This is a genomic window from Undibacterium sp. Di26W, from assembly GCF_049340265.1.
Taxonomy (GTDB): Bacteria; Pseudomonadota; Gammaproteobacteria; order Burkholderiales; family Burkholderiaceae_D; genus Undibacterium.
Genome location: NZ_JBMPOR010000002.1, coordinates 414,327 through 439,333, shown reverse-complemented (window position 1 = coordinate 439,333; position 25,007 = coordinate 414,327). Strand labels below are relative to the sequence as shown.

Sequence of the window (25,007 nt, the reverse complement as noted above, 5' to 3'; positions counted from 1 at the left end):
CCAGGTTGCCATTGGCAATATTGACGCTGCTTTGCTCGCCGGTCTTGCCCTGGCTGGCGGAACCGAGGTTACCGCGCTGGCCCAAATTGCTGGAGGACGTTAAGTTCAGGCCTGTGCTGTTTCCGCTAACAATTGCAACCATGTCAATTCACCTTTGTATATGTAAATAGTAGATAACGTGACAACAATGCTTCTTTAAAAAGTGCCGCGTTTGAGCACAAGGTATCCAGACTTTTTGAGAAAAGTTTATGGAAAACTGGAAATTATTTGCATTTCCATTAATTATTTTTAATATATGAAAATTAAATGTTAAAAATTCTTAAATCGAATTATTTTTGCGAATAAGATTTTGCGTGGAAGTAAGGAGGGTATTTCATGGAAATTATTAAATGGATAATAAAAGGCATAACTGAAAATATTCATTGGCAATTTATTTATCAAGGCTGCAAGGCTAAATAAGAAAAATAGAGGAAAGGTTTATGATGTCAGGATGATTCAAGTGAATTCTGAAGCAGGCCGGAAAGGTTTTCGGTCTGGTTTTTATTATTAAAAGGATATGCATGAAACCTGCCATTCTTGTTACGCGCGCTATTTTTCCTGAGGTATTGACCCGGCTTTCGGGCTATTTTGAAGTTGAATCGAACCAGGATGATGTGATTTTTACACCTGCTGAATTGGCAGCGAAGTTGAAGGGGAAGGTCGGTACCCTGGCGACTGCCAGCGCCAAATTCAATACGGAGCTATTGCAGCAGTTGCCAGGTTTGAAAATGGTCGCCAGCATGGCGGTGGGTTACGACAATATTGATGTGCCAGCCTGTACTGCGCATGGCGTCATGGCCAGTAATACACCGGAAGTGTTGAATGAAACGACGGCTGATTTTGGTTGGGCGCTGTTGATGGCGACGGCCAGGCGGGTGACGGAATCCGAACACTGGTTGCGTGCAGGCCACTGGACCAAGTGGCGTTACGACTCTTTCCTGGGGGCGGATGTACATGGTGCTACCCTGGGCATTATTGGCATGGGCAGAATAGGGCAGGCGATAGCACGACGTTCCATGGGCTTTGATATGAAGGTCATGTATCACAACCGTTCACGGCTGAGCGCTGAGCAGGAGGCGCATGCGAATCATGCCCAGTATGTCAGCAAGGAAGAATTGCTGGCGCAGGCCGATCACGTGGTGCTGGTCTTGCCGTATTCACCAGCGTCACATCATTGCATAGCTGCGGCTGAAATTGAATTGATGAAACCCAGCGCGACCCTGGTCAACCTGGCACGCGGTGGTATTGTGGATGATCAGGCGCTGATTGCAGCTTTGCGCAAGCATAGGATTGCGGCGGCCGGCCTGGATGTGTTTGAGAATGAACCCAAATTCCATCCAGACTTTTTGACGCTGAAAAATGTGGTGCTGACACCGCACATTGCCAGCGCTTCAGAGGCCACCCGACGGGCAATGGCGAATCGTGCCGCGGATAATCTGATTGCCGGCCTGATTGAAGGCAAACCACGCGATTGGTTAAACCCGATGGCTTAGAACCTGTTTGCGATCTTACTGCGCGTGCGCAATCTGAGTCCACGCGGGGCTCATGCGCTGCTCAAAATGCTCATGTACTTAGAGTACATTCCGCTTTTTGCGCGGCTCTTCACCCCGCTGACGCTCGCTCGCTACAGATCGTAAACACGTTCTTAATCCTTGAGGTCGTTGATCAGATCAACATATTGCTGCATGGCGGCTTCCTGGGTGGTGCCTTTCAGTTCAGCCCAGGCATCAAACTTGGCGCGGCCGACAAAGTCGGTCATGCCAGGGCGCTCGCCAGTGGCATCACCACCGCTGCCTTGCTTGAACAGGGCATAGATTTTCAGCAGGGTCATGTTGTCTGGGCGCTCTGGCAGATTTTTGGAATCAGCCTGTGCCTGGTTGAATTGTTCTTGTAAACTCATTGTGGTCTCCAGCGTGGTATTGAGAAGTACAAAAATAGCATGAAGACATGCAGACAGGGCGGTTTGCGCTAGAGGGTTCCCTCCAGCGCTGAGTTTGCCTGGCGATCAGTGCAGAGTGGGCTCGCTATCAGTACCGGCACCGCAACAGGCTTTGTATTTTTTACCGCTGCCGCATGGACAAGGGTCATTTCTGCCAACCTTGGGGGCATCGCGCTTGACGGTCGTTACGCCGGATTTGCGCAAGGGTGCCCAGAAACGGCGTATGGCGGGGATGGATGCTTCCAGCGTCAAGGCCAGTTCATGGCATTTTTCTGGCGTATCGACGAATTTCAATTCTTCTTCTTCGATTTCTTCTGCGCCCAACAGGTAGATAGGCTGTAGCAGCGGGCCGATTTCTTCTGATTCCCAGGCGGCTTCCCAGGCTTCTTCGCGCAATTGCATGCCTTCCCAGAAGCCCCAGGCCCAGGTTTCGCCGTCTATCAATTCTTTGCCATTTTGTTCCATGACGCAGAACAGGGGTTCATATTCCTGTGGCGCAACTTCAAATGTGATCTGTATTTCGTTCATGAAACGGGCCACCAGGCCGGTGATGCGCTGCATTTCCTTTTCATTCTTGAACTTGGGTTCACCCTCATCCGGCAAGCCCCATACCAGTGGCAGCCATTCTCCCATTGGTATCATTTCCGGCCCCAGGGCGATGGCAGTCAGGTAACCGTGCAGGGCGTCCATGGTCATGCCATCATCGCCGACCTTGTCCGACATCAGGAATTTGTCGAGTTCATTGAATTCTTTGTCGCTTAAGGGTTCATCGAGATGCATGGATCACTCTTGAGTGGAGATTGAAAATACCGGCAGTTTAGCGCTTTGTTTGCTGGCTGTGCAGGTCTTTTATGCCGTACAGGCTTTGGCACACGTACAATAGACAACATGACAAATACCAATCTCCCAGACTCTTTTGCCGGTTTGACGCCCGAACTGGTGCTGGACGCTGTTGACAGCAGCGGCTTGCGCAGCGACGGCCGTATGCTGGCCTTGAATAGCTATGAAAACCGGGTTTACCAGATCGGCATAGAAGACGATGTACCTGTGGTCGTCAAATTTTACCGCCCCTTGCGCTGGACGGATACAGCCATCAATGAAGAACATGATTTTGTGCGTGAGTTATTACAACATGAAATCCCGGTGGTTGGTGCGATGCAGGCGGCAGATGGCAGCAGCCTGCGCCATTATCAGGGCTTTCGCTTTGCCCTGTTTGCCAGGCAGAGTGGTAGGGCACCGGAAACCGGGGATGCCGCAACCCTGGAATGGTTGGGGCGTTTTATTGGCCGCATCCATGCTGTAGGGGCACTTGCTGTCTATCATGAGCGGCCAGCCATTAATCCAGAAACCTTTGGCGTGCAGCCGCGTGCCTGGCTATTGGCGCATGACTTTATCCCGCCTGATCTGTTGCCAGCCTATGAAAGTGTCAGTCGGCAAGCCCTGGACGGCATACAGCGCTGTTATGAACGTGCGGGGGCCTTGCAGCCATTGCGCCTGCATGGCGATTGCCATCTGGGGAACGTCTTGTGGCTGGAATCCGGGCCCCAGGCTGGCCCGCATTTTGTGGATTTTGATGATAGTCGCATGGGGCCGGGCATACAGGATTTATGGATGCTGCTGTCGGGTGACCGTCAGGACATGCAGCGGCAATTGACAGATATCCTGGCTGGTTATGAAGATTTCTTTGAATTTGACAGCCGTCAGCTATACCTGATAGAGGCATTGCGCACGCTGCGCCTGATTCATTATTCAGCCTGGCTGGCACAGCGCTGGAGTGATCCGGCCTTTCCGGCCGCATTTCCGTGGTTTAACAGCCAGAGGTATTGGCAAGACCGCATACTCGAATTGCGCGAGCAGGTGGCCCTGATGGAAGAGGTGCCGCTGTGGCCGGTTTGATGCAATTTCACTCAGAATCTGCAAGGACGATCAGCCTGTCCTGTAAAATTCGGGCAAATGATCAACTTTGATGGAAATGCACCATGACGCAAGATGAATTGAAACTGGCGGTAGCCCAGGCTGCCATAGCCTATGTGGTTGAAAACGATATTGTTGGCGTTGGAACAGGTTCGACCGCCAATTTCTTTATTGATGAACTGGCCAGGATCAAGCACAAGGTCAAGGCGGCGGTTGCATCATCTGAAGCCACCGCAGCACGCTTGCGCGGACATGGCATTACCGTGCTGGATTTGAATGACGTGGTATCCATGCCCGTGTATATCGACGGTGCTGATGAAATTACGCCACAGGGTGCCATGATCAAGGGCGGTGGTGCCGCATTGACACGTGAAAAAATTGTAGCCTCGGTCGCTGAGAAATTTATCTGCATCGCCGATGGTTCAAAACTGGTGGATAAGCTGGGCAAGTTTCCCTTGCCGGTAGAGGTGATACCGATGTCGCACGCGGTCGTTGCCCGCAAGCTGAATGCTCTGGGTGGCGAAGCCCGTTTGCGCCTGAAAGATGGCCAGCCTTTGTTGACTGACAATGGCAATATGATACTGGACGTACATGGCTTGCAGATTGCCGACCCGGTGGCGCTGGAAGCCGCGATCAATAATATCGTCGGCGTCGTGACTGTTGGCCTGTTTGCGCAGCAAGGAGCCAATGTCTGCTTGTTGGGAACCAGTGAAGGTGTTAAAACCTTGCAGTTTTGAATGTGGCAAGGGAATGGTTCGGGTTGGTCTGCTGTAAATAGGGGGCAATCGCAGGTGAATAAGAAGTCATTCGTTGTTCAATTTTATGAGGAGATATGCAAATGAATACAAACATGAGTACAAATAAAAAAACAGCCACATCGTTAAGCTTCCTCGCTGCATTGACGACTGCATTATTGATGTCGGCTTGTGCAACACAGTCGCCAACGGCAAGCCAGCCAGTCATCAGCGTGGCAATGAATCAGACCATGCAAAGCAAGATCAGCCCTGACATTGCCATCAGCATGTTGAAAGAGGGGAACCAACGCTTTGTTTCCGGCAATATGCTCAAGCGAGATTTGCCTGCGCAGGTCAAGGCAACGGGACATGATGGTCAGTTCCCCTTTGCGAGTATTGTCAGTTGCATAGATTCACGTTCTGATCCCGCTCTGGTATTTGATCAGGGGATAGGTGATTTATTTATTGCAAGGGTAGCTGGCAATATCGTCAATGAAGACATACTCGGCAGTCTTGAATATGCGGCCAAGGTTGTTGGTTCTAAAACCATTGTCATCCTTGGGCACTCGCATTGTGGTGCTGTCAAAGGTGCTTGTGACAATGCCAATCTGGGTAATTTGACGCAATTGGTGGCCAAGATTATGCCGGCAGTGAAGGCAACGCCGGACATTCATGGCAGTGACCGCTCATCGCAAAATCACCATTTTGTCGAAGCAGTGTCTGAAATGAATGTCAAAATGACGGTCAAGGCAGTAACGGAAAAGAGTGCGGTGCTGAAAGAAATGGCTGACAAGGGTCAGATAAAAATTGTCGGTGCCATGCTGGATGTGGAAACCGGCAAGATAGAATTTTATTGATGCAGTGCGCGTCGAAGTAATAAGAAAGCCCGCCTAAGCGGGCTTTCTTATGTATGTGCAAGCAACTTATTCTGTCGGGGGGACGTAGCCGCTTGCAGCATCAGCCCCATCACCAAAGAAATGTTTTTCCATCTGGGTTGCCAGATATTTGCGGGCGCGGGTGTCAGCCAGGTTCAGGCGGTTTTCGTTGACCAGCATGGTTTGATGCTTGAGCCAGGCGGCCCAGGCTTCTTTGGACACGCTTTCATATATCCTTTTACCCAATTCACCGGGATACGGTGGAAAATCCAGCCCTTCGGCTTCTTTATCTAATTTAATGCAGTGGACCGTACGGGCCATGGTGTTACTCCTTTTTGCTAAATCTCGAAAACAGCGTGAATTATACGGCTTGCGATCTAGAGCTGCTTGATCAGAACCAATGATTTACGTTGCCAGTTATACATTTTCTGCTTGTCCTTGGGTAAATCGTCGAATGAAGCATTGACGAAACCACGTTTCAGGAACCAGTGTGCAGTGCGTGTTGTCAGCACAAACAGGCTATGAAAGCCGGCGCGGCGTGCGCGTTTTTCCATATGCTTGAGGATGCGCTCACCATCGCCCTGGCTTTGCACATCCGGGTTGACGGTCAGGCAAGCCATTTCTGCCATTTTTTCGAATGGGAAAGGATACAGGGCGGCGCAGCCAAAGATGACACCGTCATGCTCTATCACAGAGAAATAATTGATCTCGCGCTCTATCAGTTCACGCCCGCGTTTCACCAGAGTGCCGTCGGCTTCCAGCGGTTCTATCAGTTTGATGATGCCACCCACGTCTTCAATCGTGGCTTCGCGCAGGCTTTCCAGGTTTTCTGACGATACCATGGTGCCGACACCATCATGGGTAAACAATTCCAGCAGTGCTGAACCATCCATCTTGTAAGGCACGATATGTATCCGTGGCACGCCACCACGTGAAGCCTTGACCGCATGCTCCAGATAGAACGCCGAATCTGGCGGCAAGTAGTTGGTTTTTAATTCTTGCTCGGCCTGCATGAATGACAATTCGCGGATTTCATCATTGTCCTGGTCCACCATCATCGGCGTTTCGGTGATGAAAATCAGTTTGTCGGCACGCAGGGCGGTGGCGGTTGATACGGCCACGTCTTCCATCGTCAGATTGAAGGCTTCGCCAGTGGGCGAGAAACCCAGCGGGCCAAGCAGCACCAGATTGCCGGCATCCAGAATGCGGTGGATGGTGTCATACGCCACTTTGCGGGCGATACCGGTCAGCTGGAAATCCACCCCACCTACGATACCGATTGGTTTGGCCGTGACAAAATTGCCTGAAATGATGCGGATGGCAGAATGTGCCATGGGCGTATTCGGCAAGCCCTGGCTGAATGCGGCTTCAATATCCAGGCGCAATTCACCAGCCGCCTCTTTCGAGCATTCCAGCGCTGCGGTATCGGTAATGCGTATGCCATTATGAAAACTGCCTTCGACATTCCGCAAGGCCAGTTGCTCGGCAACCTGGGGGCGCGATCCATGGACGATGACAACCTTGATGCCAAGTGCATGTAAAAGTGATAAATCCTGAGCCAGAACCGGCAGTGCACCTGCCATGACCAGCTCACCGGGAAAGGCGACCACAAAGGTCTTTCCACGGAAGGCATGAATATACGGCGCGACCGAGCGCAGCCATTGAACGAATTGAACGGGATTTTCCATCCGCCAATTATAATCTGAGACGAGAAAACAGATGTCCATCCAACGTGGTCGAATTTCCACATTGTTGTCAATCAGGCTTTGGTTCCTGTTCAGGGCGTGCCTGTCAGGACAGGCCGGATAGAGGGTTAGTGGTAAGCAGCTTTAATCCTTTCCAGTTTGCTGGCATACAAATTCTCGGCCTTGCGGGTGGTGCTGTTGGCTTGCGCCAGTGTCAATTCTTCTACCGCATCCGAGGTTTCCCCCAGTTTCAAATGCGCCAGCGCCAGCCATAAATGGAATTCGTCATAATTCGGATCGCGTTTGATTTCCCGTTTGAACAGGGCTTTGGCTTTGGCATATTCGCCGCGGTCCATTGCTGCCAGGCCAAGGTTAAAGAAATGGAAAGGGGCATTTGGCTGCAAACTTGCCAGTTTGGTGGCATACACCTGTGCTTCGGTTTGGCGGTCGGTTTTGCGCAATACCTCGACCAGGTTACTGAGCGCCATGGTGTTTTCTGCTTCCTTGCCCAGAATTTGCTTGAACACGCTTTCGGATAATGCCAGGTCGCCATGCTGGCGGTAAATCACGCCCAGGGTATTGTAGGCAGCGACGAAATCAGGGTCGCTCGTCAGGGCGGCGCGGGCAAACCAGTAGGCGTCGTCGACCTGGTGTTGTGCCAGCGATTCGGCGGCGCGGTTGTTGAAGTACATGGCGATCACGGTGGCTTCACGTATCAGGTCTGCGCGCTGACCACGAATTTCCCTGGGCGGCAAGAAATCGATCACCATGGACTGGCTATATTCCTGGGTAAAGTGACGGAATCCTGATTTGCTTCCCAGTACGATGTTGACATGTCCTGCCGCAAAGTAAATGTCATTGCTGCGGCTCCAGGATTCGTCCATCAGGATATTCTGATATTGCACTTCCATCCCCAGTTCTTTTGCCAGTGCAGCCGTCATCAAAACCAGCGACAGGCAATTGCCGGAACGGGCACTGAAGGCCTGTGCTGCATTGCGTGTTATTTCAGCATCGTATTCAAGCCTGATCTGGCCTTTGGTGGACAATGCGTCAAACAGGGCTTTTTGCGGTGATTTGCCACGCATCTGGATGGCAATCTCGTTTTTAACGTAGGCGTGCATTTCCTTGCTGAGTGCCATGACCTCGTCGGCGCGGATGGAGGTCGATGCCGGGCCAAAGCCCTGATCATGCAACTGCAGGTGGCTTATTTTCTGGCCAGGCTGGCTGGCACAGGCGGCAAGTAAACCGGTAAAGAGCAGAATAATCCAGGTTTTCATTTTGATCCTCACGCGGCTGGATTTTGACTGGAACACATTTCATTTTCGTTGATGAAACAGGTTCTGCCTAAAGACAGGAATCCGGGCTGCTGGATAGCTATGCAAACCCAGCTTGGCCACAGTCCAGAATTCTAGTTTTATTCATTATAGGATAAATAAAGAGGGGATTTATTTATATGATTTGATGCTTGTTGTCAGGCCAATACACCCCGATCTGCAATGTTGTTTTGATGAGATCAGAATGGGTGTGTTATGGCAAACAGTGCAACATTTCCTGTGCGGCGTAAAAATCTGGGATAATGCGCAGCGCTATGTCTTCAAATCAAACACCTAAAAACTCCCCCAAAAAAGCAATGCCCGCTGCGCCAGATGGTTTATCGGGATTGCGAGAGCTTCGACAACAATTGCGTGAGACCACCGCGAAGTCTGAAGTACCGGAAAATAAAACACTGAATATCAGCGGTGCTGAGCAAGTTCGTCCGCCAAAAAAACAGCATGAACGGCAGCAAGTACCTCGCCAACCATCAGCCAGGTCTCAGTCTGCCAGGCCGCAGTCCGGGCGCGCCAGTAGCACAGGAAGCGGCGGGGAAAACGGTCGGGCAACTGGTCGGGCAAATAGTAGCGGAAATAGTAACGGCAATAGTAACGGCAATAAGCGGCAACAAGCAGCTGCGCCAGCCAGGGAAGAACCAGCTTTACCTTTTCGCAATGTCTTGCCGCCCATCAGTTTTCCTGAAGAGTTGCCGGTATCCGGCAAGCGGGCAGAAATTGCCGAAGCTTTGCAAAAACATCAGGTCATTATTGTCTGCGGTGAAACTGGCTCGGGCAAGACCACGCAATTGCCAAAAATCTGCCTGGAGTTGGGGCGCGGACAAAAAGGCTTGATAGGCCACACTCAGCCGCGCCGGATTGCTGCATCTTCCACTGCCAAGCGTATTGCGCAAGAATTGAATTCACCGCTGGGTGAGCATGTCGGTTTTAAAGTCCGGTTTACCGATACCCTGAGCAAGGGCGCATCAGTCAAGCTGATGACGGACGGTATCTTGCTGGCAGAAACTCAGACCGATCCGCTGTTAAAACAATATGACACCATCATCATTGATGAGGCGCATGAACGCAGCCTGAATATTGATTTCTTGCTCGGTTACCTGAAGCAATTACTGCCCAAGCGTCGTGACCTGAAGATCATCATCACTTCAGCCACAATAGATGCGCAGCGCTTTGCCAATCATTTTGCTGATACTAGAGGGGCTGAACGAGGTGCCGAGCCCAAGCCTGCACCTGTGATTGAAGTGTCAGGCCGTTTGTACCCGGTAGAAGTGCGCTATCGCCCGATACAAGACACGGAAAAAGATAAAGAACGTGATTTGATGACGGCGATTACCGATGCCGTGGATGAATTGTGTCGCGTAGGTTCTGGTGACGTATTGGTGTTTTTGCCCGGCGAGCGTGAAATTCGTGATGCCGCCGAAGCATTGCGCAAGCATCATCCGCCACATGTGGAAATTTTGCCCCTGTTCGCCCGCCTGTCTGCGCAAGAGCAGGAAAGGGTGTTCAAGACTTCAAATGCGCGCCGCATCGTATTAGCCACGAATGTGGCGGAAACCTCGCTGACGGTGCCTGGCATACGCTATGTGGTCGATGCCGGCCTGGCCCGTGTGAAGCGCTATAGTTACCGAAATAAAGTCGAGCAATTGCAGATAGAGGCGGTTGCCCAGTCTGCGGCCAATCAGCGCGCTGGCCGTTGTGGTCGGGTTGCGGCTGGTGTTTGCATACGCCTGTTCGATGAGCAGGATTATCTGCAACGGCCCAAATTTACCGAACCCGAGATTTTGCGTTCGTCGTTGGCTGCCGTCATCTTGCGCATGAAATCCCTGCGTCTGACTGATGTCGAGACTTTTCCTTTCATCGAGCCGCCGCCAGGCCGGGCGATTGCTGACGGTTACCAGCTCTTGCAAGAACTTGGGGCGATGGATGATGTCAATCAGTTGACACCGGTTGGCAGGCAACTCGCCAAACTGCCGCTGGACCCCCGTGTGGGCCGCATGATTCTGGCTGCGCGTGATAACCAGGCCTTGCAGGAAGTGCTGATCATTGCTGCTGCCTTGTCGGTGCAAGACCCACGTGACCGCCCCATGGAAGCCCAGGCAGCAGCGGACATGGCGCACAAGAAATTTGCCGATGAAAAATCCGAATTCCAGTCTTACCTGAAAATCTGGAAATGGTTTGAAGATGCCATCGAGCACAAGAAAACCAATCGCCAGTTGCAAGACAATTGCCGTGCCAATTTCCTGAGCCAGATGCGCTTGCGTGAATGGCGCGAAGTGCATTCGCAATTGCTGACCATCGTTAAAGAGCAGGGCTGGCGTTTGAATGAAGCTCCGGCGACGTATGAGCAATTGCACTTGTCCCTGTTGACGGGTTTGCTGGGTAATATTGGTTACAAGTCAGACGAAGAAGCACATTACCTCGGTGCGCGTGGCATCAGGTTTTACATCTGGCCGGGCTCGACTCTTGCCAAAAAAGCCGGGCGCTGGATCATGGCGGCTGAGCTGGTGGATACCACACGTCTGTACGGGCGCTGCATAGCCCAGATCAATCCGGAATGGCTGGAGAAAATTGGCGAGCATCTGCTCAAGAAATCTTATGGCGAACCGCGCTGGGAAAAACGCGCCGGCCAGGTATCTGCCTTTGAACGTGCCACCCTGTATGGTCTGGTGGTGTATAGCCAGCGCCGCACTCAATATGGCTTGACCCATCCGGCAGAAGCACGTGAGATGTTCATACGCGACGCCCTGGTCGAAGGCGAGTTGGATACCCGCGCCCCTTTCTTTGCGTATAACCAAAAGCTGGTGCGCGAGATAGAAAACCTCGAACACAAATCACGTCGCCTGGATGTGCTGGTGGATGAAGAACTGATCGTGGCATTTTATGATCAGCTCTTGCCAGCTGACGTGTGGAATGCCGTGCTGTTTGAACAATGGCACAAGGAAGCGACCAAGGCCAATCCCAAGCTCTTGTACCTGAACAAGGACGAGCTGATGCGCCATGAGGCGGCAGGTGTGACCACGGACCTGTTCCCCAAAACCATGCAGGTGTCGGGTGTGGCTTTGCAGCTTAGTTATCACTTTGAGCCAGGTAGCCCACGCGATGGCGTGACGCTGACCGTGCCTTTGTTTTCGCTGAATCAGGTGTCGGCAGACCGTTGTGAATGGCTGGTGCCCGGCATGCTGAAAGAAAAAGTGCATTTGCTGATCAAGTCTTTGCCACAAAAGATACGTCGCCATTGTGTGCCCATCCCCGAATATGCAGCAGGTTTTTGTGAGCGCAATGATTTTGGCAAAGGCAATTTCCTTGATGCGGTGATGGCGGATATACGCGAACAAAAGGGCTTGCTGTGCAAGAGCACGGATTTTAAATTTGAGACTGTACCCGTGCATCTGACGATGAACTTCAAAGTCATCGATGAGCATGGCCGTCAACTGGAAATGGGCCGCAACCTGGCCAGCCTGCGGGCAGAATTTGGTGGGCAGGCACGCGAGAGCTTCCAGCGTATTGCCAGCGCCGAGAAGCTGGCCTTGCTGGATGCAAATCCGGTTGCGACCAAACCGGCTGCTGGGCCTGAAGACAAGTCAATCCATGCGACCGGAAAACCTGCGATTGCCAGCATCCAGTCTCATGCCGCAGTACCAGCATTCAAGCAGGAAAACCTGGTGGCCTGGACCTTTGACAGTCTGCCCGAACTGCTGGAAGTCCAGCAGGGCAAACAAACCCTGATCGGTTACCCGGCGCTGGTGGATAAGCTCACGCATTGTCATATTGAAGTGTTTGATGACCCGGATGAAGCCGCGCGTGTACATCGCATCGGTTTGCGACGCCTGTTTGCCTTGCAATTGAAAGAACAGATCAAGTTCCTGGAAAAAAATATTCCTGGCTTGCAGCAGATGGGCATGCAGTTTATGGCGCTGGGTTCGCAGGAAGAATTGCGAGACCAGATTATCCAGGTCGCCATAGAAAGTGCTTTCCTGCAAAGCCCTTTACCTGCCAATTCAGGTGAATTCAATAAGCGTCGTGATGAAGGTAAGGCAAGGCTAAATTTGCTGGCCAATGAAATTGCCCGTACAGCCGCACAGATACTGGCCGAATACCATGGCTTGCCAAAGAAACTGCAAGGTATCAAGGCACATGCACAAGCTGCTGCCGACATGCAGTCGCAATTACAGATGCTGGTGACCAAGCATTTTATCGCTGAAAATGATTTTACCCAGTTGTCGCATTTCCCCCGGTATCTGAAGGCGATCACGGTACGCATGGACAAGCTGCGTGCCGACCCCGTGCGTGACCAGAAACTGCTGGCTGAATGGAATAGCGTGGCGCAGGCCTGGCAGCGTCTTCCGCGCAAGACCGGTGTGGATGCTGACCCCAAATTGCTGGAGTTCCGCTGGTTGCTGGAAGAGCTCAGGGTATCGCTGTTTGCACAGGAATTGCGTACCCCCATGCCGGTGTCGGTCAAACGTCTGCAAAAAGTGTGGGAGAGCCTGCAGCGATGATTTTCAATCACCTGGCCACAGGCAAGCCTTGTTTGCTTGCAGTAGGTTGAGGTTGGTCGCTGACGCTACTTTCTGATCACGGGCAGTTTTTCACTGTCTGCAAAATGGATGGATTTACTGCGTATTCATGAATCATAAGCTGACGCCTTCTACCATACTCTTGCTTGTCATCCCACCCTTGCTGTGGTCGGGCAACGCCATTGTAGGGCGCATGATTCATGAAATGCTGCCGCCGATTACACTCAACTTCATACGCTGGCTGCTGGCCTTTTTAATCCTGTTGCCCATGGCTTTCCGCATCTATCGTCGTGGCAGCACTTTGTGGCGTAACTGGCGACGTTATGCAGTATTGGGTTTGCTGGGTGTGGGTTTGTACAATGCCTTGCAATACATGGCCTTGCAGAGTTCTTCACCCATCAATGTGACACTGGTCGCCGCCAGTATGCCGGTATGGATGCTGATAGTCGGCAGCCTGTTTTTCCAGGCCAGGGTCACGCGCTGGCAACTGGCGGGTGCCGCCATGTCCATCGCCGGTGTACTGCTGGTATTAAGCCGGGGTGAACTGGCGCAGTTGCTGACTTTGCGGCTGGTGCCTGGCGATCTGTTCATGATCATTGCCACCATTACCTGGTCGCTGTACAGCTGGCTGCTAACGCGTGGGGATGATGCTGAATTGCGTAATCACTGGGCCGATTTTTTGCTGGCACAGGTCAGTTTTGGCGTACTGTGGTCGGCGGCTTTTTCTGCTGCCGAGTGGACGCTGATGCAGCCCGCCATACACTGGAATCCCATGCTGTTTGCTGCACTGGCTTTTGTGGCGATTGGTCCAGCTGTGATTGCCTTTCGCTGCTGGGGCCTGGGTGTGCAGCGGGTGGGGCCGAATGTGGCCGCCTTCTTCAATAACCTGACACCCTTGTTTGCTGCCGTGATGTCTGCCGCTTTTTTGGGTGAGTCACCCCATCTGTTTCATGCCGTGGCTTTTCTGTGCATCGTCGGTGGCATCGTCCTGTCTTCGCGGCGCGGCTGAATATCGTGATGGCCGCGACAGCCGCGATGTCAGAGTGGATCTGCCACGCCTATAGGTGCGGGAGTGATGTTGACAATCAGTGAAAATAATTCCTCATATTTATAGCGTGCACCGGCATCATCCAGATGGGCACGGTTTTCCAGGAAGGCAGCATCGATTTCTTTCCAGTCGTGCTCATTCAGTACCTGCCTGGCAACGGGAATGATTTTTTCTTCTTCAGCGCGCATATGGGCAAAATAAAACTGTGCATATTGTTCGACCAGGTCACGAAAGTGCGCAAAGGCTGGCTTGCCGCCAAATTCATAGTCGAGCAGGGCATGGAATAAGCGGTGTACCAGCAATTCACCCTTCGCATGCTGTTCACTGAGGGCGTCCAGTTCGTTATCCAGTTGATGGGTTCTTTCCTTGATCTTGGCAAACAGGTACTGTTCTTCCTTGGGGTGATGCACTTTTTCCGGATATTCCATGATGTAGTACAGCATGGCGCGGAACACCTTCAGATCAGGTGCAATTCCCCCACCTTCTATCTTTCTTACAAAGTAACGCATACCCTGTATGACTGACGACAGGTGTTCGTGCTCGTCCTGGATGATGCTGAGTGAAGCGGGGTAAATGGTCCTGACCGACATGGCGAGTCTCCTTGCTATTCTTTTTACTACTGTACTTCCTGGGCAACATGCTGCTGTTGACGAGGATCAAATAGTATTGAAGTATGGGAACGGTGGGCCAGGTATGAAAAAACCTCGTTACAGCATGCCGTAACGAGGTTTTGGCCAGGGCGTGTTGACCTATCTTTTAGGCAAGCCCTGTATCTGTCATTGTTTATTTACCGGTCAGTTCTTTCAGCAATTCCTTGGCATTATAGATTTTGTCCATGGCTTCCAGTATGCCTTCGCTGTGTACGGCAACGGTACGGTTGCTGCGGCCATCGTAACCGAAGGCACCGCCCAGGGAATGGATATTGCCATCGAAGACCAGGCCGATGATTTCACCATTACGGTTGATCAGGGGGCTACCTGAATTACCACCGATGATGTCATTCGTGGTCACAAAGTTATAGGATTGCTGCAAGTTCAGCTTGCCCTTTGCCGCATGCCAGGAGGCGGGCAGGGCGAATGGATAGGCACCCGTGTCACGTTCGAATGCACCGGCAAAATTGGTGAAGGGGCGGATTTGGTGTTCACCCTGATCCCAGCCTTTGACTTCGCCATAAGACAGGCGCAAGGTGGCTGTGGCATCTGGGTAGACACTGGTGCCGGATAGAGCAAAGCGCGCCTGGGCGATCAATTCGGAATTTTTTTGTACGATGGCCTGCACTTCCTGTTCCATGCGCTTGCGGTAAGCGCGTGATTCTGCCTCAACAGCCAGTGCCAGTTTGATGAAAGGGTCATCCGACAGGGCTATCGCTTCCTTGCCGCCATTCCACAAGCTTTTACGGTATTCAAGGTCGGCCATCCGGGTGTGGTCGATCAGTTTGTCCGTCAATTGTTCTGGCGATAATTTACCCAGCACTTGTTTGACGAATGCCTGATCCACACCCAGGTCTTCACGCATTTTTGTCAGGGAATGCGTGAGTTTGAGTTTTTCAAATTCGGGATAGATGGGTGCCCCGGAAAAAAGGTTTTTCTGCATGGCAGGCAGGCGGGTATCGATGAATTCCGGCAGGCGTTCGGCATCCGGCTTGTTTCTTTCATCCGCAGCGCGTACCAGCATGCGTGCCAGATTGAAGTAATTGCTGTTGAAGGCTTCCGCACCTTCAGTCATGTTGGTGACCCTGAAGAGCTGGCGATAGCTGTCCTGTGCCTTGGCGATGGCATCCCAGGCACCGCCGATTTTTTCTTTCAGTTCCGGACTGGAATCGACAAACCGACGCAACGCAGTTTCTTCTGCCTGTTGGCCTGCCATGAATTCCGGATCAAGCAAGGTTTTCAACCTGCCTATGCCAGCCTTGTAGCGATTCTCTATGCCAAACAGTGCCTGGTCGGCAGTACGTGCTGCTTCCGGGCTGGTTTTGCGATATTGGGTGATGACGCCACGCAATTCAGCCGTATGTTGCAGATTGTCGACCAGGCCGATATCGCGCAGGCTGATCAGTTGTGCCATCGTCAGTTGACGCTGGGTAGCACCAGGGTGACCAGTGACAAAACTCATTTCACCTTCTTGCGGGCCATATTTACTGAACGGAAAATGATGCTTGATTTCTGCCGGTTTGCCATTTTCATACACGCGCAGCATGGTGATATCCAGGTCATAGCGCGGGAAATTGAAATTGTCCGGGTCGCCGCCAAAGAAGGCGATAGCTTTTTCAGGTGCCCATACCAGACGGGTGTCGGCATAGCGATGGTATTTGTACAGGTGGTAACGGCCACCATGGTAAAGATCGACCACGTCACAACGGGTTTTTTCCTTGTCGTCACCCACACAGGCAGCGCTCAGTTTGGCATCGATGGCGTTTTGTGCCTGTTTGAAGGCTGCACCTTCAAGGCCCGCAGTCGCCTTGCGGACATCCTCGGTGACATCGGTGATTTCTTCCAGCCGGTTTAATTCCATGGCGGGACAAACCTGTTCTTCGTCGTGTTTTCTTGCCAGGAAACCGTTGCTGACATAGTTTTTCTTGGCACTCGATAATTGTTCTATGCAGTTGGATGCGCAGTGGTGATTGGTCATCACCAGTCCGTCTTTGGAGACGAAAGAGCCAGAGCAGCCGGGTAGTTTGACCGAGCTCAGCATGGTGTTTTTGATCCATTCCGGCCCTGGTTTGAAGCCATATTCAGCCTGCAGTTTGTGCATGGGCAGATTGTCCAGCGTCCACATTCCCTCTGCTGCCAAAGCCAGGCCAGGTAAGGACAAGGCAATCAACAGGAATTTCTTTTGCATGATGTATTCCATTTTTACTGAAACATGATGCTACTCCCTGGCAGGGAGCAGCCATGGTTGATGGCAGCATCCATCATGACGATGGATGTGCTGAATAATGAAAAGCGTTTAATGTTTCGCTTTGATGGCCTCGATCTGATCCATGATTTTATTCATGCGCGCAAACACGGCCTGGTAAGGGGCCGGAGAAGCCAGGTCGACACCGGCTTTCTTGACCAGTTCATACGGATAGGCAGAACCGCCTGCTTTCAATATATTGAGATAGTTGTCACGGGCACCGGCACGGCCTTTCAGGATTTCATCTGCAAACATGGAACCGGCAGCAATTGACGTTGCATACTGGAACACATAGAAGCGATTGTAGAAATGCGGGATATACGCCCATTCAATGGCATAGGTATCGTCAATTTTCATCACGCCTTCTTTGTCGCCGTGATAGTTTTTCAGGATATCGCCATAGATTTTGCTCAGTGCTTCGCCAGTCAGCGATTCGCCTTTGTCTACCTTGGCATGCACTTCACGTTCAAAGTCGGCAAACATGGCTTGACGGAAGAAAGTGCCACGCAGGTTTTCCAGTGCTGATCCCAGATACAGCAAACGCTCGTCATCGCTCTTGGCGATTTTCAGCATGTGGTCAAGCAAAAAGACTTCGTTCGTGGTGGACGCGATTTCTGCCGTGAAAGTAGGGTAGTCGGCGCTGATGAAGGGCTGGTGTTTGTTGGCCAGGTAGGAATGCATGGCATGTCCCCATTCATGGCCCAGCGTCGATACTGATTCATAATCATCATTGTAATTGAGCAGCAGGTAAGGGTGAACATCATAGGCCGCCCCATTCATGTAGGCACCAGAGCGCTTGCGTGGACGTGGATAGACATCCATCCAGCGTTCGGTGGTGGCTTTTGCCATGGCCCTGGCATAGTCGTCACCCAAAGGCTTGACAGATTCCAGCATCAGTTTGACGCCTTCAGCAATAGGGTATTTGAAGTCACCCGATACCAATGGAGGATAAATGTCGAAATAGCGCAGATCCTTCACGCCCAGCAGTTTTGCGCGCAATTTGAAATAACGGTGCAGGGTAGGCAGGTTGGCGCGGGTTTGTTCTACCAGCGTGTCATAGACTTCTCTTGGCAATTTGTTGTTGTCCAGCGCCTGTGTCAGCGAATCTGGATAATTGCGGATCTTGGCATAGACGGAATCGCGTTTTAACTGTTCATAAAAAGTGACACCATAGCTGCGTTCAAATTCTTTCCATTTGCCCCAGAATGCATCGAATACCAGTTGACGGTCAGCGCGATTGGGGGCTGCGCGGTATTTTGTATAGGCTGCCTGGTCTATGCGCACCTCTTCGCCGGTGGACAATTTAAGCTTGGGCCAGGGCATTTCTGCATTGGAGAGGGTGGTGTAGACGGCGCTGGCAGTATTGGTTGCCATACCAAAGGTGGCGATGATCTCTTCGCCTTTTTTATCCAGGGTATGCTTGCCTGAACGCAAGATATCATCCAGTTGATGGGCATAGATACGCAGGCCCTTGTCCCTGGCCTGGAAAGCCTGGATCTTTTTATCCCCAAGGGCCAGAATTTCCGGCCGGATAAAGGCACTGGCTTCTTCTACCTTGCTGCCCAGGATGTCCGAGCGCTGCCCCAGGTCCATGCCGGCGTTGTTGCCGGTGTCCTGGTCACGGTATTGAATTGCATAGCTGGACAGACGGGCAAGGCGTTTCAGCATATCTGAATTCAAATCCAGGCAAGTCTTGAAACGTGCCACGCTGTCACCCAGATGCCCGCTGCAAGTCTGCAATTGTTTTAACTGCACTTCCAGGCTCATGGCATCCTTGTCCCAGTCGGCCTTGGTCTGGTACATATCATTCAAATTCCAGCGATCAGCTTCAGTTTCATTTGGGTGGGCAGCAAAAGCGAAGGCAGGTAAGGTCAGGGCAACTGCGAACAGGTTGCGGACAAGATGTTTATGCATGGCGTAGCGTCCAGTTTTGATTGAGGAATGGATAACAAAATGCGGAAGAGCTGATGGATTTATTGTATCTATGCTTAAGGCTACTCTTTCATGGCCTAAACAAATGGTTCTTGGCATTGGGCAGTATTCTGGTCTGAAAGTTCTTCTTTGAGAAGACAAATTGAAAATAAATTTCCTGAAGAAATGGCCGGTAAGTGGCTGATAAATGATAATGATTGATGGTTGTCAATGCAAATAATAGTTATTCTCATTTATAATGCCAACGTTCCCGTTTCGCCAGCCACGTAGCCTTGTCTATCAGCCAGCCAGGATTGTTTAACTGATATTCAAGGATCTTCATGATAGCCCGCCTTACACCTATCGCTGCATTGTTAAGCAGCGTGGTTTTGCCAGTCTTTGCCCAAAACACGGTTACCGAATCCGCTTTGCCAGAAGTGAAGGTTACCAGCACTGCAGAAAAAACCTACAACATCAAAAGTACCAGTACCGCGACCAAGACCGATACCTTGTTGCGTGATACCCCGCAGGCCGTCACTGTCGTCAGCAAGGATTTGATTCGTGATCAGAGCATGCAAAGCCTGAGTGATGTGATCCGTTATGTGCCCGGTATCGTTGCGGCGCAAGGGGAGGGGAATCGTGATACGGCGGTGTTTCGCGGCAATAGCTCTACCGGCGATTTTTATGTAGATGGCATACGTGATGATGTTCAGTATTACCGTGATTTTTACAACATCGACAGTGTGGAAGCGCTGAAAGGCTCCAATGCCATGATTTTTGGCCGTGGCGGTTCTGGCGGTGTGATCAATCGTGTCACCAAGCAGGCTGAATGGCGTCCTGTGCGTGAAGCCAGTTTGACGCTGGGTTCGTGGAGCCAGCGTCGTGTGACCGTGGACCTGGGACAGGCGCTGACAGATACGGTGGCCATGCGCGTGAATGCGGTGGTAGAAGATTCAGGCAGCTATCGTCAGGGTTTTACGCTTAAGCGTTCTGGCGTCAACCCGACTTTGTCCTGGCGTGCGGGCAGCGACACCATGGTTGCCGTTGCCTATGAACATTTTAAAGACGAAAGAACAGCCGATCGCGGTATCCCATCTTTCCAGGGGCTGCCTTTAAATACCGATCCATCTACCTTCTTTGGCAATACGGACATCAATACCACCTGGGCCAAGGTGGATGCCTTGTCTGCTTCCATAGACCATGATTTTGGTCAGGGATGGAGTGTGCGCAATCGCACCCGCTATGCCGAGTATGACAAGTTTTACCAAAACATCGTACCTGGCGCGGTCAACACAGCCGGAACCTCTGTGGCCTTGTCCGGTTATAACAATGCAACCCAGCGCAAAAACTTCTTCAACCAAACCGATTTGATATTCAATCTGGATACAGGCAGCATACGTCACAAGCTGGTAGGTGGTATTGAGTTTGGTAAGCAGGATACAGATAATTTCCGCAATACAGCTTACTTCCTGTCTATCAGTCCGACGACAACATCGATCAACGTCGCATTGACAAATCCCGTGGCCAATACGCCGGTGACTTTCAAACAGGCGGCCAGCGATGCAAATAACACTGGCACGGTGACGACCAAATCGATCTATCTGCAAGACCAGATAGAATTTTCACCGCAATGGCAATTGCTTGCAGGTATACGCCGTGACAGTTTTGACGTGGATTTTACCAACAGACGTACCGCTGAAAATCTGAAAACCACGGATACACCAGTATCCCCACGGGTAGGGTTGGTATTTAAACCGATGAAGGAAGTATCTGTCTATGCCAGTTATAGCCTGGCTTTTGTGCCACGTGCAGGTGATCAACTGTCGTCACTGACCTTAAGCAACAAGTCGCTCGACCCAGAGAAATTCAAGAATCTGGAAGTGGGAGTGAAATGGGATATAGGTTCAGATTTGTCTGCCAGCGCCGCCCTATATCAATTGGATCGCAGCAATGTAGCGATTACTGACCCGGCAGATGCCAGCAAACTGATCCTGGTTGATGGTCAGCGCAGCAAGGGTCTGGAACTGGGCTTCAATGGCCGCATTAATGCAGACTGGAGCATCATGGGCGGCTATGCCTATCAGGATGCGAAACTGACCAAAACGCAGTCAAGTACAGTATTGGCCGGGGTCACATTGGCACAGGTACCGAAATATAGCGCTTCCTTGTGGAACCGCTATAATTTTGATCCTGTCTGGGGTGCGGGCCTGGGTATCGTATATCGAAGTGAAGTTTTCGCCGCGACAGACAACACCGTTACCGTACCCGGCTTTAGCCGCGTCGATGCGGCTCTGTATTACACCTTGAGTAAATCCGTCAATGTGCAGGCCAACATAGAAAATCTGCTGGATAAAAAATACTATGCCTTCGCCAACAGCAACAACAATATTACACCAGGTTCACCACGTGCATTGCGTGTCAGCCTGAATGCGAAATTTTGATCGGGTGAATTATTTCCTTCCTGTCGTAAAGTAAAAAAGGCGAACTTTGTTCGCCTTTTTTTTGCCTGATGTGCTTAGCCTTTATTTCGAAACCAAGTCAATCTTGACCATGTTGTCGCTGGGCTTTCTGTCTATGTATTTATTGTCAGGGTCTATACCCGCCTTGACTGGTATGCCTTTGACGATCATTTTAAAATCCATGCTTTTTTGATTGATCAGTTTGCGTTCACGCAGCAAGGGTTTGCCATCCTTGTCGTCGACGCCTATGTCCATCCAGTCTTGCAGAGGAACTTCTTTTTCAAGCCCCAACTCATCGGCCTTCAATTTATTGCTGGTGACATGCAAGGCCACTTCGTATTGTCCATCTGGCAGGGGCTTGGCAGTGGCTGTCATGGCACGGTTTTCAAACAGGATGATGGACTCAAACAAATCGGTGATGAGACTCTGTTTGTCAGCCGGTGCAGCCTTGCGCAGGGCATCCACCAGTACTGCACTGCTGGGGTAAGGTGCGCCCTTGTTGGCATACTGGGCAATGACAGTACGTAATGCCTGGTTGACCTTGTCTTCGCCGATCTGATCCTGTAATAGATACATGGCCAGGCTGCCTTTGGCATAGTGGACGTAATTCTGGTTTTCATTGAAAGCCAGTGGCAATTCTTTCTTCCTTTCCTGGCTGCGTCCTTGCAGATAGCGATCCAGTTCAAATTTCAGGAAGCGGCGCATGGCGGCGTCACCATAGGTATGTTTCATCACCATGAGTGCAGAGTATTGCGCCAGGGTTTCCACCAGCACAGTCCCACCTTTGCTATTGCCGGAAATGACCTGATGTGCCCACCATTGATGGGCCACTTCGTGGGCAGTCACATAGAAAGGGTAATCCACTTCCAGCGGATTTTTATCATCCACATGGGCGATGAAGCCTATGCTTTCCGAATACGGAATGGTGTTCGGGAATGCCTGCGCAAACGTGGCATAGCGCGGGAACTCGACTATCCTGACCAGCTTGTGCTGGTAAGGGCCAAAATTGGTCGTATAGTAATCGAGCGAATTCTGCACGCTCTTTATCATGCGATCAAGATTGTAGGCATGCCCTTTGTGATAGTCGATTTCGATGGGGATGTCTTTCCATTGCGCCCGTTTGACTTCATAGCGACCAGACAGGAAGGCGTAAAAATTCAGGATGGCCTGTTCTGGCGCATAGTGATAATAGCGTCGTCCATTTTCTTGCCACTCCCGTTTCAGACTGCCGGGTGCAATCGCCATCTGGTCGGCACTGGTGGATACGACGGCATCAAAATTGATCCAGTCGGCATCATTGGCGATATAGCTATTGCTCAATGCTTTCGGGTCATCCCTTTCTGCCATCCTTTCTTTTTCTGGCAGGCCATGCTTGCGCCTGGCTTTGTCGTCGCTGAGTTCCAGGCCGGGTTGGTAACCTATATGTGGCATCAGTGTGCTATTGAAAAAGCTGCCGTTGTACATGACGGTGTGGCCAGAACTCATGCCCAGGAAGTTCTTGGGCGCGAATTCAAGTTCGAAATGCAGTTTCAGCTTTTCTCCCGGTTGCAAGGCCTGGCGCAACTGATAGCTGTAAAAGCCCATCTTTTTATCTTGTATGCGCGGCGCATGCGCGGCATCCAGCTTCATCTGGATGATGTGTGCATCATCCGACTCCATGATGAAAATTTCCTGGATGGCAGTATTGCTGCGATTGATCAACTGATAGTCACCCTTGATCTGCGCCGTGCGGGTTGCGGGATAGATATCGACGTTCAATCTGACATCGGCGATGCGTGGCTGTGGCTGTGTGGCATATTGCTTGTAGTTCTTTTCATAGCTGGCATTTTCAGCCTGTTTTTCATACTGGTTTTTGTAAGGCGTGAGGATGTTGCTAAAGTAAAAGATCACTGCGCCAGCGAACAGGAACAGCACAGTGCCGCCCAGCATCAGGCTGGTATTGGCGGTATTGACGGATAAGCTGGCCATACGCAGACGATGACTGAAGGTAGTGGTCGTACCACGTACCCACATCAGCAGGGACCAGGCAATCAGGATCAGGCCAGCACCGCTCCAGTACAACAGGTACCAGCGTGACAACGGTAGTGAATGGCCATAGCCGTTCATGTCCGAATACACGGTGGACGGGATCGTCGCGTAGCGCAACATGGGATGCTCTATACCCAGTGCAGGCAGGGCGATAAGCGCAATGTAGTACAGAATCATCAAAAAATAAGCCAGGTACTTGTGATTGATGATGGCTTGCAGTGACATTGCCAGTACAGCAATCAGCGCATATTCTGGCCATTGCACCAGGAAAAGTTGATGTAGATACAGGCCAATTTCATAATTGGTGTAGCCTTTGATGGTTTGGATCAGCATCCCGCACAGCATTAGTACAAGCAGCATGATGCCCTGCATGAGGATGAGCGCAAACAGTTTGGCGGTAAATGGTAGCCAACCCGGTATCGGCAATGCATCCAGTAATTGAGCGATGCGCGCATCTCGTTCGCGCCAGACCAGTTCACCTGCATAAAAGGTGGTGATGGTGAGCATGAAAAAACTGAAAGTACCACCCAGAAATTCCAGTACCGCATACGTTACGGGATAGGTCGAAGTACCAAACATCCTGGTCACCGAATTGGACACGGCAAACATGAATAGAACGCCGGACAGCAGTACCACGATGAAATACACATTTTTCGCAGATTCGCGTAAATTCAACCAACTTTCTGCCAGCAGCAACTTCCAGGTCCTTGAGGACGAAAAGACCGGTATGACTTTTGGTATAGCGACAATCGCTGGACTAGTTGTCTGCGTTGCCTGCACGGCCTCGCTATTTGCCTTCTCTTTCTTTTGTTTTCCTGTTGTAGAAATAGCCTTGAAGTCAAAGCGCCAATAGCAGAAAGCCAGACAGATCAAGCCTACGCCACCCCACAACAGGCGATTAATAAGGTACAGGCCTTCAAGACTGACTTGGCGGCTATTTTTATCGGCAATGCTCCAGTATTCCGTCATGCTGCTGACGGCAGCCGAGCCGAAAGGATCGAGCAGGGCAGCCAGGGTTTTGTTGTCGATATCGCGCATGAAAGAACGCGCAATCAGATAGCCTATGATCAGCACTACGCTGGATACATACACTGGCATCATGCGTTTGCCGAGTGTGGCAAGGGTAAAGAAAATCGCTCCAAAGATCATGAAGTTGGGCAAGACCGAATACACGTATGGTAGGAAATACGCCGTAGGATGCATGGCCCCTAGTCGTACTGCTTCTATGCCAGGCAAATAACATCCCAGCCAGGCACCCAGGCCCAGGCCAGAGAAGATGATCAACAGACTCAGCAAAGCCCCCAGAAAACGCCCAGTCAGGTATTGGAACTTGGAAATTGGCGCACTGTAAAAGAAATGCCAGGTGTGGTGTTCTACATCCTTATGTGTTGCCTGACCCATGATGGCGGCTACCGTGCTCGTGCCAAAGTAGCCAAGAAGGGTAATGCTCTGAAAAATCGCGACCGGTGAATTGATAAATACTTTGCCACCAAAATCGACCGAGGCTGAAGCGAAGACGCCACCAGCGGCTGCCATCCACCAAATCGCCAGGATGAAGAAGATCAGGAAATACACATAGCTGGACAGGCTGCGATATTTTTGGCGCAGCTCAAACAAGAGTATCGTGAACATGGA

16 protein-coding genes are annotated in these 25,007 nt (G+C 51.3%); 7 read left to right on the top strand and 9 right to left on the bottom strand.

Features of this window, described 5'->3' with window-relative positions; genetic code table 11:
• Positions 1-560: 560 nt before the first annotated feature.
• Positions 561-1,532 carry a 2-hydroxyacid dehydrogenase gene (locus tag ACO0LM_RS04360; RefSeq protein ID WP_423034633.1) on the top strand — a complete coding sequence of 324 codons (972 nt, stop codon included), beginning with the start codon at positions 561-563 and terminating at the stop codon, positions 1,530-1,532.
• A gap of 152 nt (positions 1,533-1,684) precedes the next feature.
• On the opposite strand, the gene ACO0LM_RS04355 is transcribed toward ACO0LM_RS04360, so the two are convergent.
• Positions 1,685-1,939, bottom strand: coding sequence for an acyl-CoA-binding protein (locus ACO0LM_RS04355; protein ID WP_422990311.1), 255 nt, complete (start codon positions 1,937-1,939; stop codon positions 1,685-1,687).
• A 105-nt stretch (positions 1,940-2,044) separates the two neighbouring features.
• On the bottom strand, positions 2,045-2,758 hold the full coding sequence (locus tag ACO0LM_RS04350; RefSeq protein WP_423034631.1) for a UPF0149 family protein: 714 nt from the start codon (positions 2,756-2,758) through the stop codon (positions 2,045-2,047).
• Between the two features lie 108 nt (positions 2,759-2,866).
• On the opposite strand from ACO0LM_RS04350, the gene ACO0LM_RS04345 reads away from it, so the two are divergent.
• The 3 genes from ACO0LM_RS04345 to ACO0LM_RS04335 all read left to right on the top strand — a co-directional run bounded on the left by ACO0LM_RS04345 (position 2,867) and on the right by ACO0LM_RS04335 (position 5,483).
• Positions 2,867-3,874: a serine/threonine protein kinase gene (locus tag ACO0LM_RS04345; RefSeq protein ID WP_423034629.1), complete on the top strand. Its 1,008-nt coding sequence runs from the start codon at positions 2,867-2,869 to the stop codon at positions 3,872-3,874.
• 83 nt (positions 3,875-3,957) lie between these two features.
• Positions 3,958-4,629 carry a ribose-5-phosphate isomerase RpiA gene (gene rpiA / locus ACO0LM_RS04340; protein WP_423034627.1) on the top strand — a complete coding sequence of 224 codons (672 nt, stop codon included), beginning with the start codon at positions 3,958-3,960 and terminating at the stop codon, positions 4,627-4,629.
• A 113-nt stretch (positions 4,630-4,742) separates the two neighbouring features.
• On the top strand, positions 4,743-5,483 hold the full coding sequence (locus ACO0LM_RS04335; protein ID WP_423034625.1) for a carbonic anhydrase family protein: 741 nt from the start codon (positions 4,743-4,745) through the stop codon (positions 5,481-5,483).
• Positions 5,484-5,549: 66 nt separating this feature from the next.
• On the opposite strand, the gene ACO0LM_RS04330 is transcribed toward ACO0LM_RS04335, so the two are convergent.
• From ACO0LM_RS04330 to ACO0LM_RS04320, 3 genes are all read right to left on the bottom strand, one after another.
• Positions 5,550-5,822, bottom strand: a complete 273-nt coding sequence (locus ACO0LM_RS04330; RefSeq protein ID WP_162041666.1) for an oxidative damage protection protein — start codon at positions 5,820-5,822, stop codon at positions 5,550-5,552.
• Between the two features lie 56 nt (positions 5,823-5,878).
• A complete protein-coding gene (gene argA, locus ACO0LM_RS04325) occupies positions 5,879-7,189 on the bottom strand; it encodes an amino-acid N-acetyltransferase (protein ID WP_422990320.1) in 1,311 nt (436 codons plus the stop codon).
• Positions 7,190-7,314: 125 nt separating this feature from the next.
• Positions 7,315-8,463 (bottom strand): tetratricopeptide repeat protein, encoded by a 1,149-nt coding sequence (locus tag ACO0LM_RS04320; protein WP_423034623.1) that lies wholly within the window; start codon positions 8,461-8,463, stop codon positions 7,315-7,317.
• Between the two features lie 311 nt (positions 8,464-8,774).
• Between ACO0LM_RS04320 and hrpA the strand changes: the two genes are divergently transcribed.
• Together hrpA and ACO0LM_RS04310 are read left to right on the top strand one after the other, a co-directional pair.
• Complete coding sequence (hrpA, locus tag ACO0LM_RS04315) at positions 8,775-13,013, top strand: ATP-dependent RNA helicase HrpA (protein ID WP_423034621.1); 4,239 nt, start codon at positions 8,775-8,777, stop codon at positions 13,011-13,013.
• A gap of 127 nt (positions 13,014-13,140) precedes the next feature.
• The gene (locus tag ACO0LM_RS04310; RefSeq protein WP_423034619.1) at positions 13,141-14,040 is read left to right on the top strand and encodes a DMT family transporter; all 900 of its coding nucleotides are present in this window, start codon (positions 13,141-13,143) and stop codon (positions 14,038-14,040) included.
• A gap of 29 nt (positions 14,041-14,069) precedes the next feature.
• Here the strand turns inward: ACO0LM_RS04310 and ACO0LM_RS04305 are convergent, their stop codons facing one another.
• From ACO0LM_RS04305 to pepF, 3 genes are all read right to left on the bottom strand, one after another.
• On the bottom strand, positions 14,070-14,669 hold the full coding sequence (locus ACO0LM_RS04305) for a hemerythrin domain-containing protein (protein ID WP_423034617.1): 600 nt from the start codon (positions 14,667-14,669) through the stop codon (positions 14,070-14,072).
• A 193-nt stretch (positions 14,670-14,862) separates the two neighbouring features.
• Positions 14,863-16,917 carry a S46 family peptidase gene (locus tag ACO0LM_RS04300; protein ID WP_423034615.1) on the bottom strand — a complete coding sequence of 685 codons (2,055 nt, stop codon included), beginning with the start codon at positions 16,915-16,917 and terminating at the stop codon, positions 14,863-14,865.
• Between the two features lie 108 nt (positions 16,918-17,025).
• Positions 17,026-18,888 carry an oligoendopeptidase F gene (pepF, locus tag ACO0LM_RS04295; RefSeq protein ID WP_423034613.1) on the bottom strand — a complete coding sequence of 621 codons (1,863 nt, stop codon included), beginning with the start codon at positions 18,886-18,888 and terminating at the stop codon, positions 17,026-17,028.
• A gap of 338 nt (positions 18,889-19,226) precedes the next feature.
• Between pepF and ACO0LM_RS04290 the strand changes: the two genes are divergently transcribed.
• Entirely contained in the window at positions 19,227-21,326 is a 2,100-nt protein-coding gene (locus tag ACO0LM_RS04290) for a TonB-dependent receptor (RefSeq protein ID WP_423034611.1), read from the top strand.
• Between the two features lie 81 nt (positions 21,327-21,407).
• On the opposite strand, the gene ACO0LM_RS04285 is transcribed toward ACO0LM_RS04290, so the two are convergent.
• Positions 21,408-25,004, bottom strand: a complete 3,597-nt coding sequence (locus ACO0LM_RS04285; RefSeq protein WP_423034609.1) for a M1 family aminopeptidase — start codon at positions 25,002-25,004, stop codon at positions 21,408-21,410.
• Between the last annotated feature and the right edge of the window lie 3 nt (positions 25,005-25,007).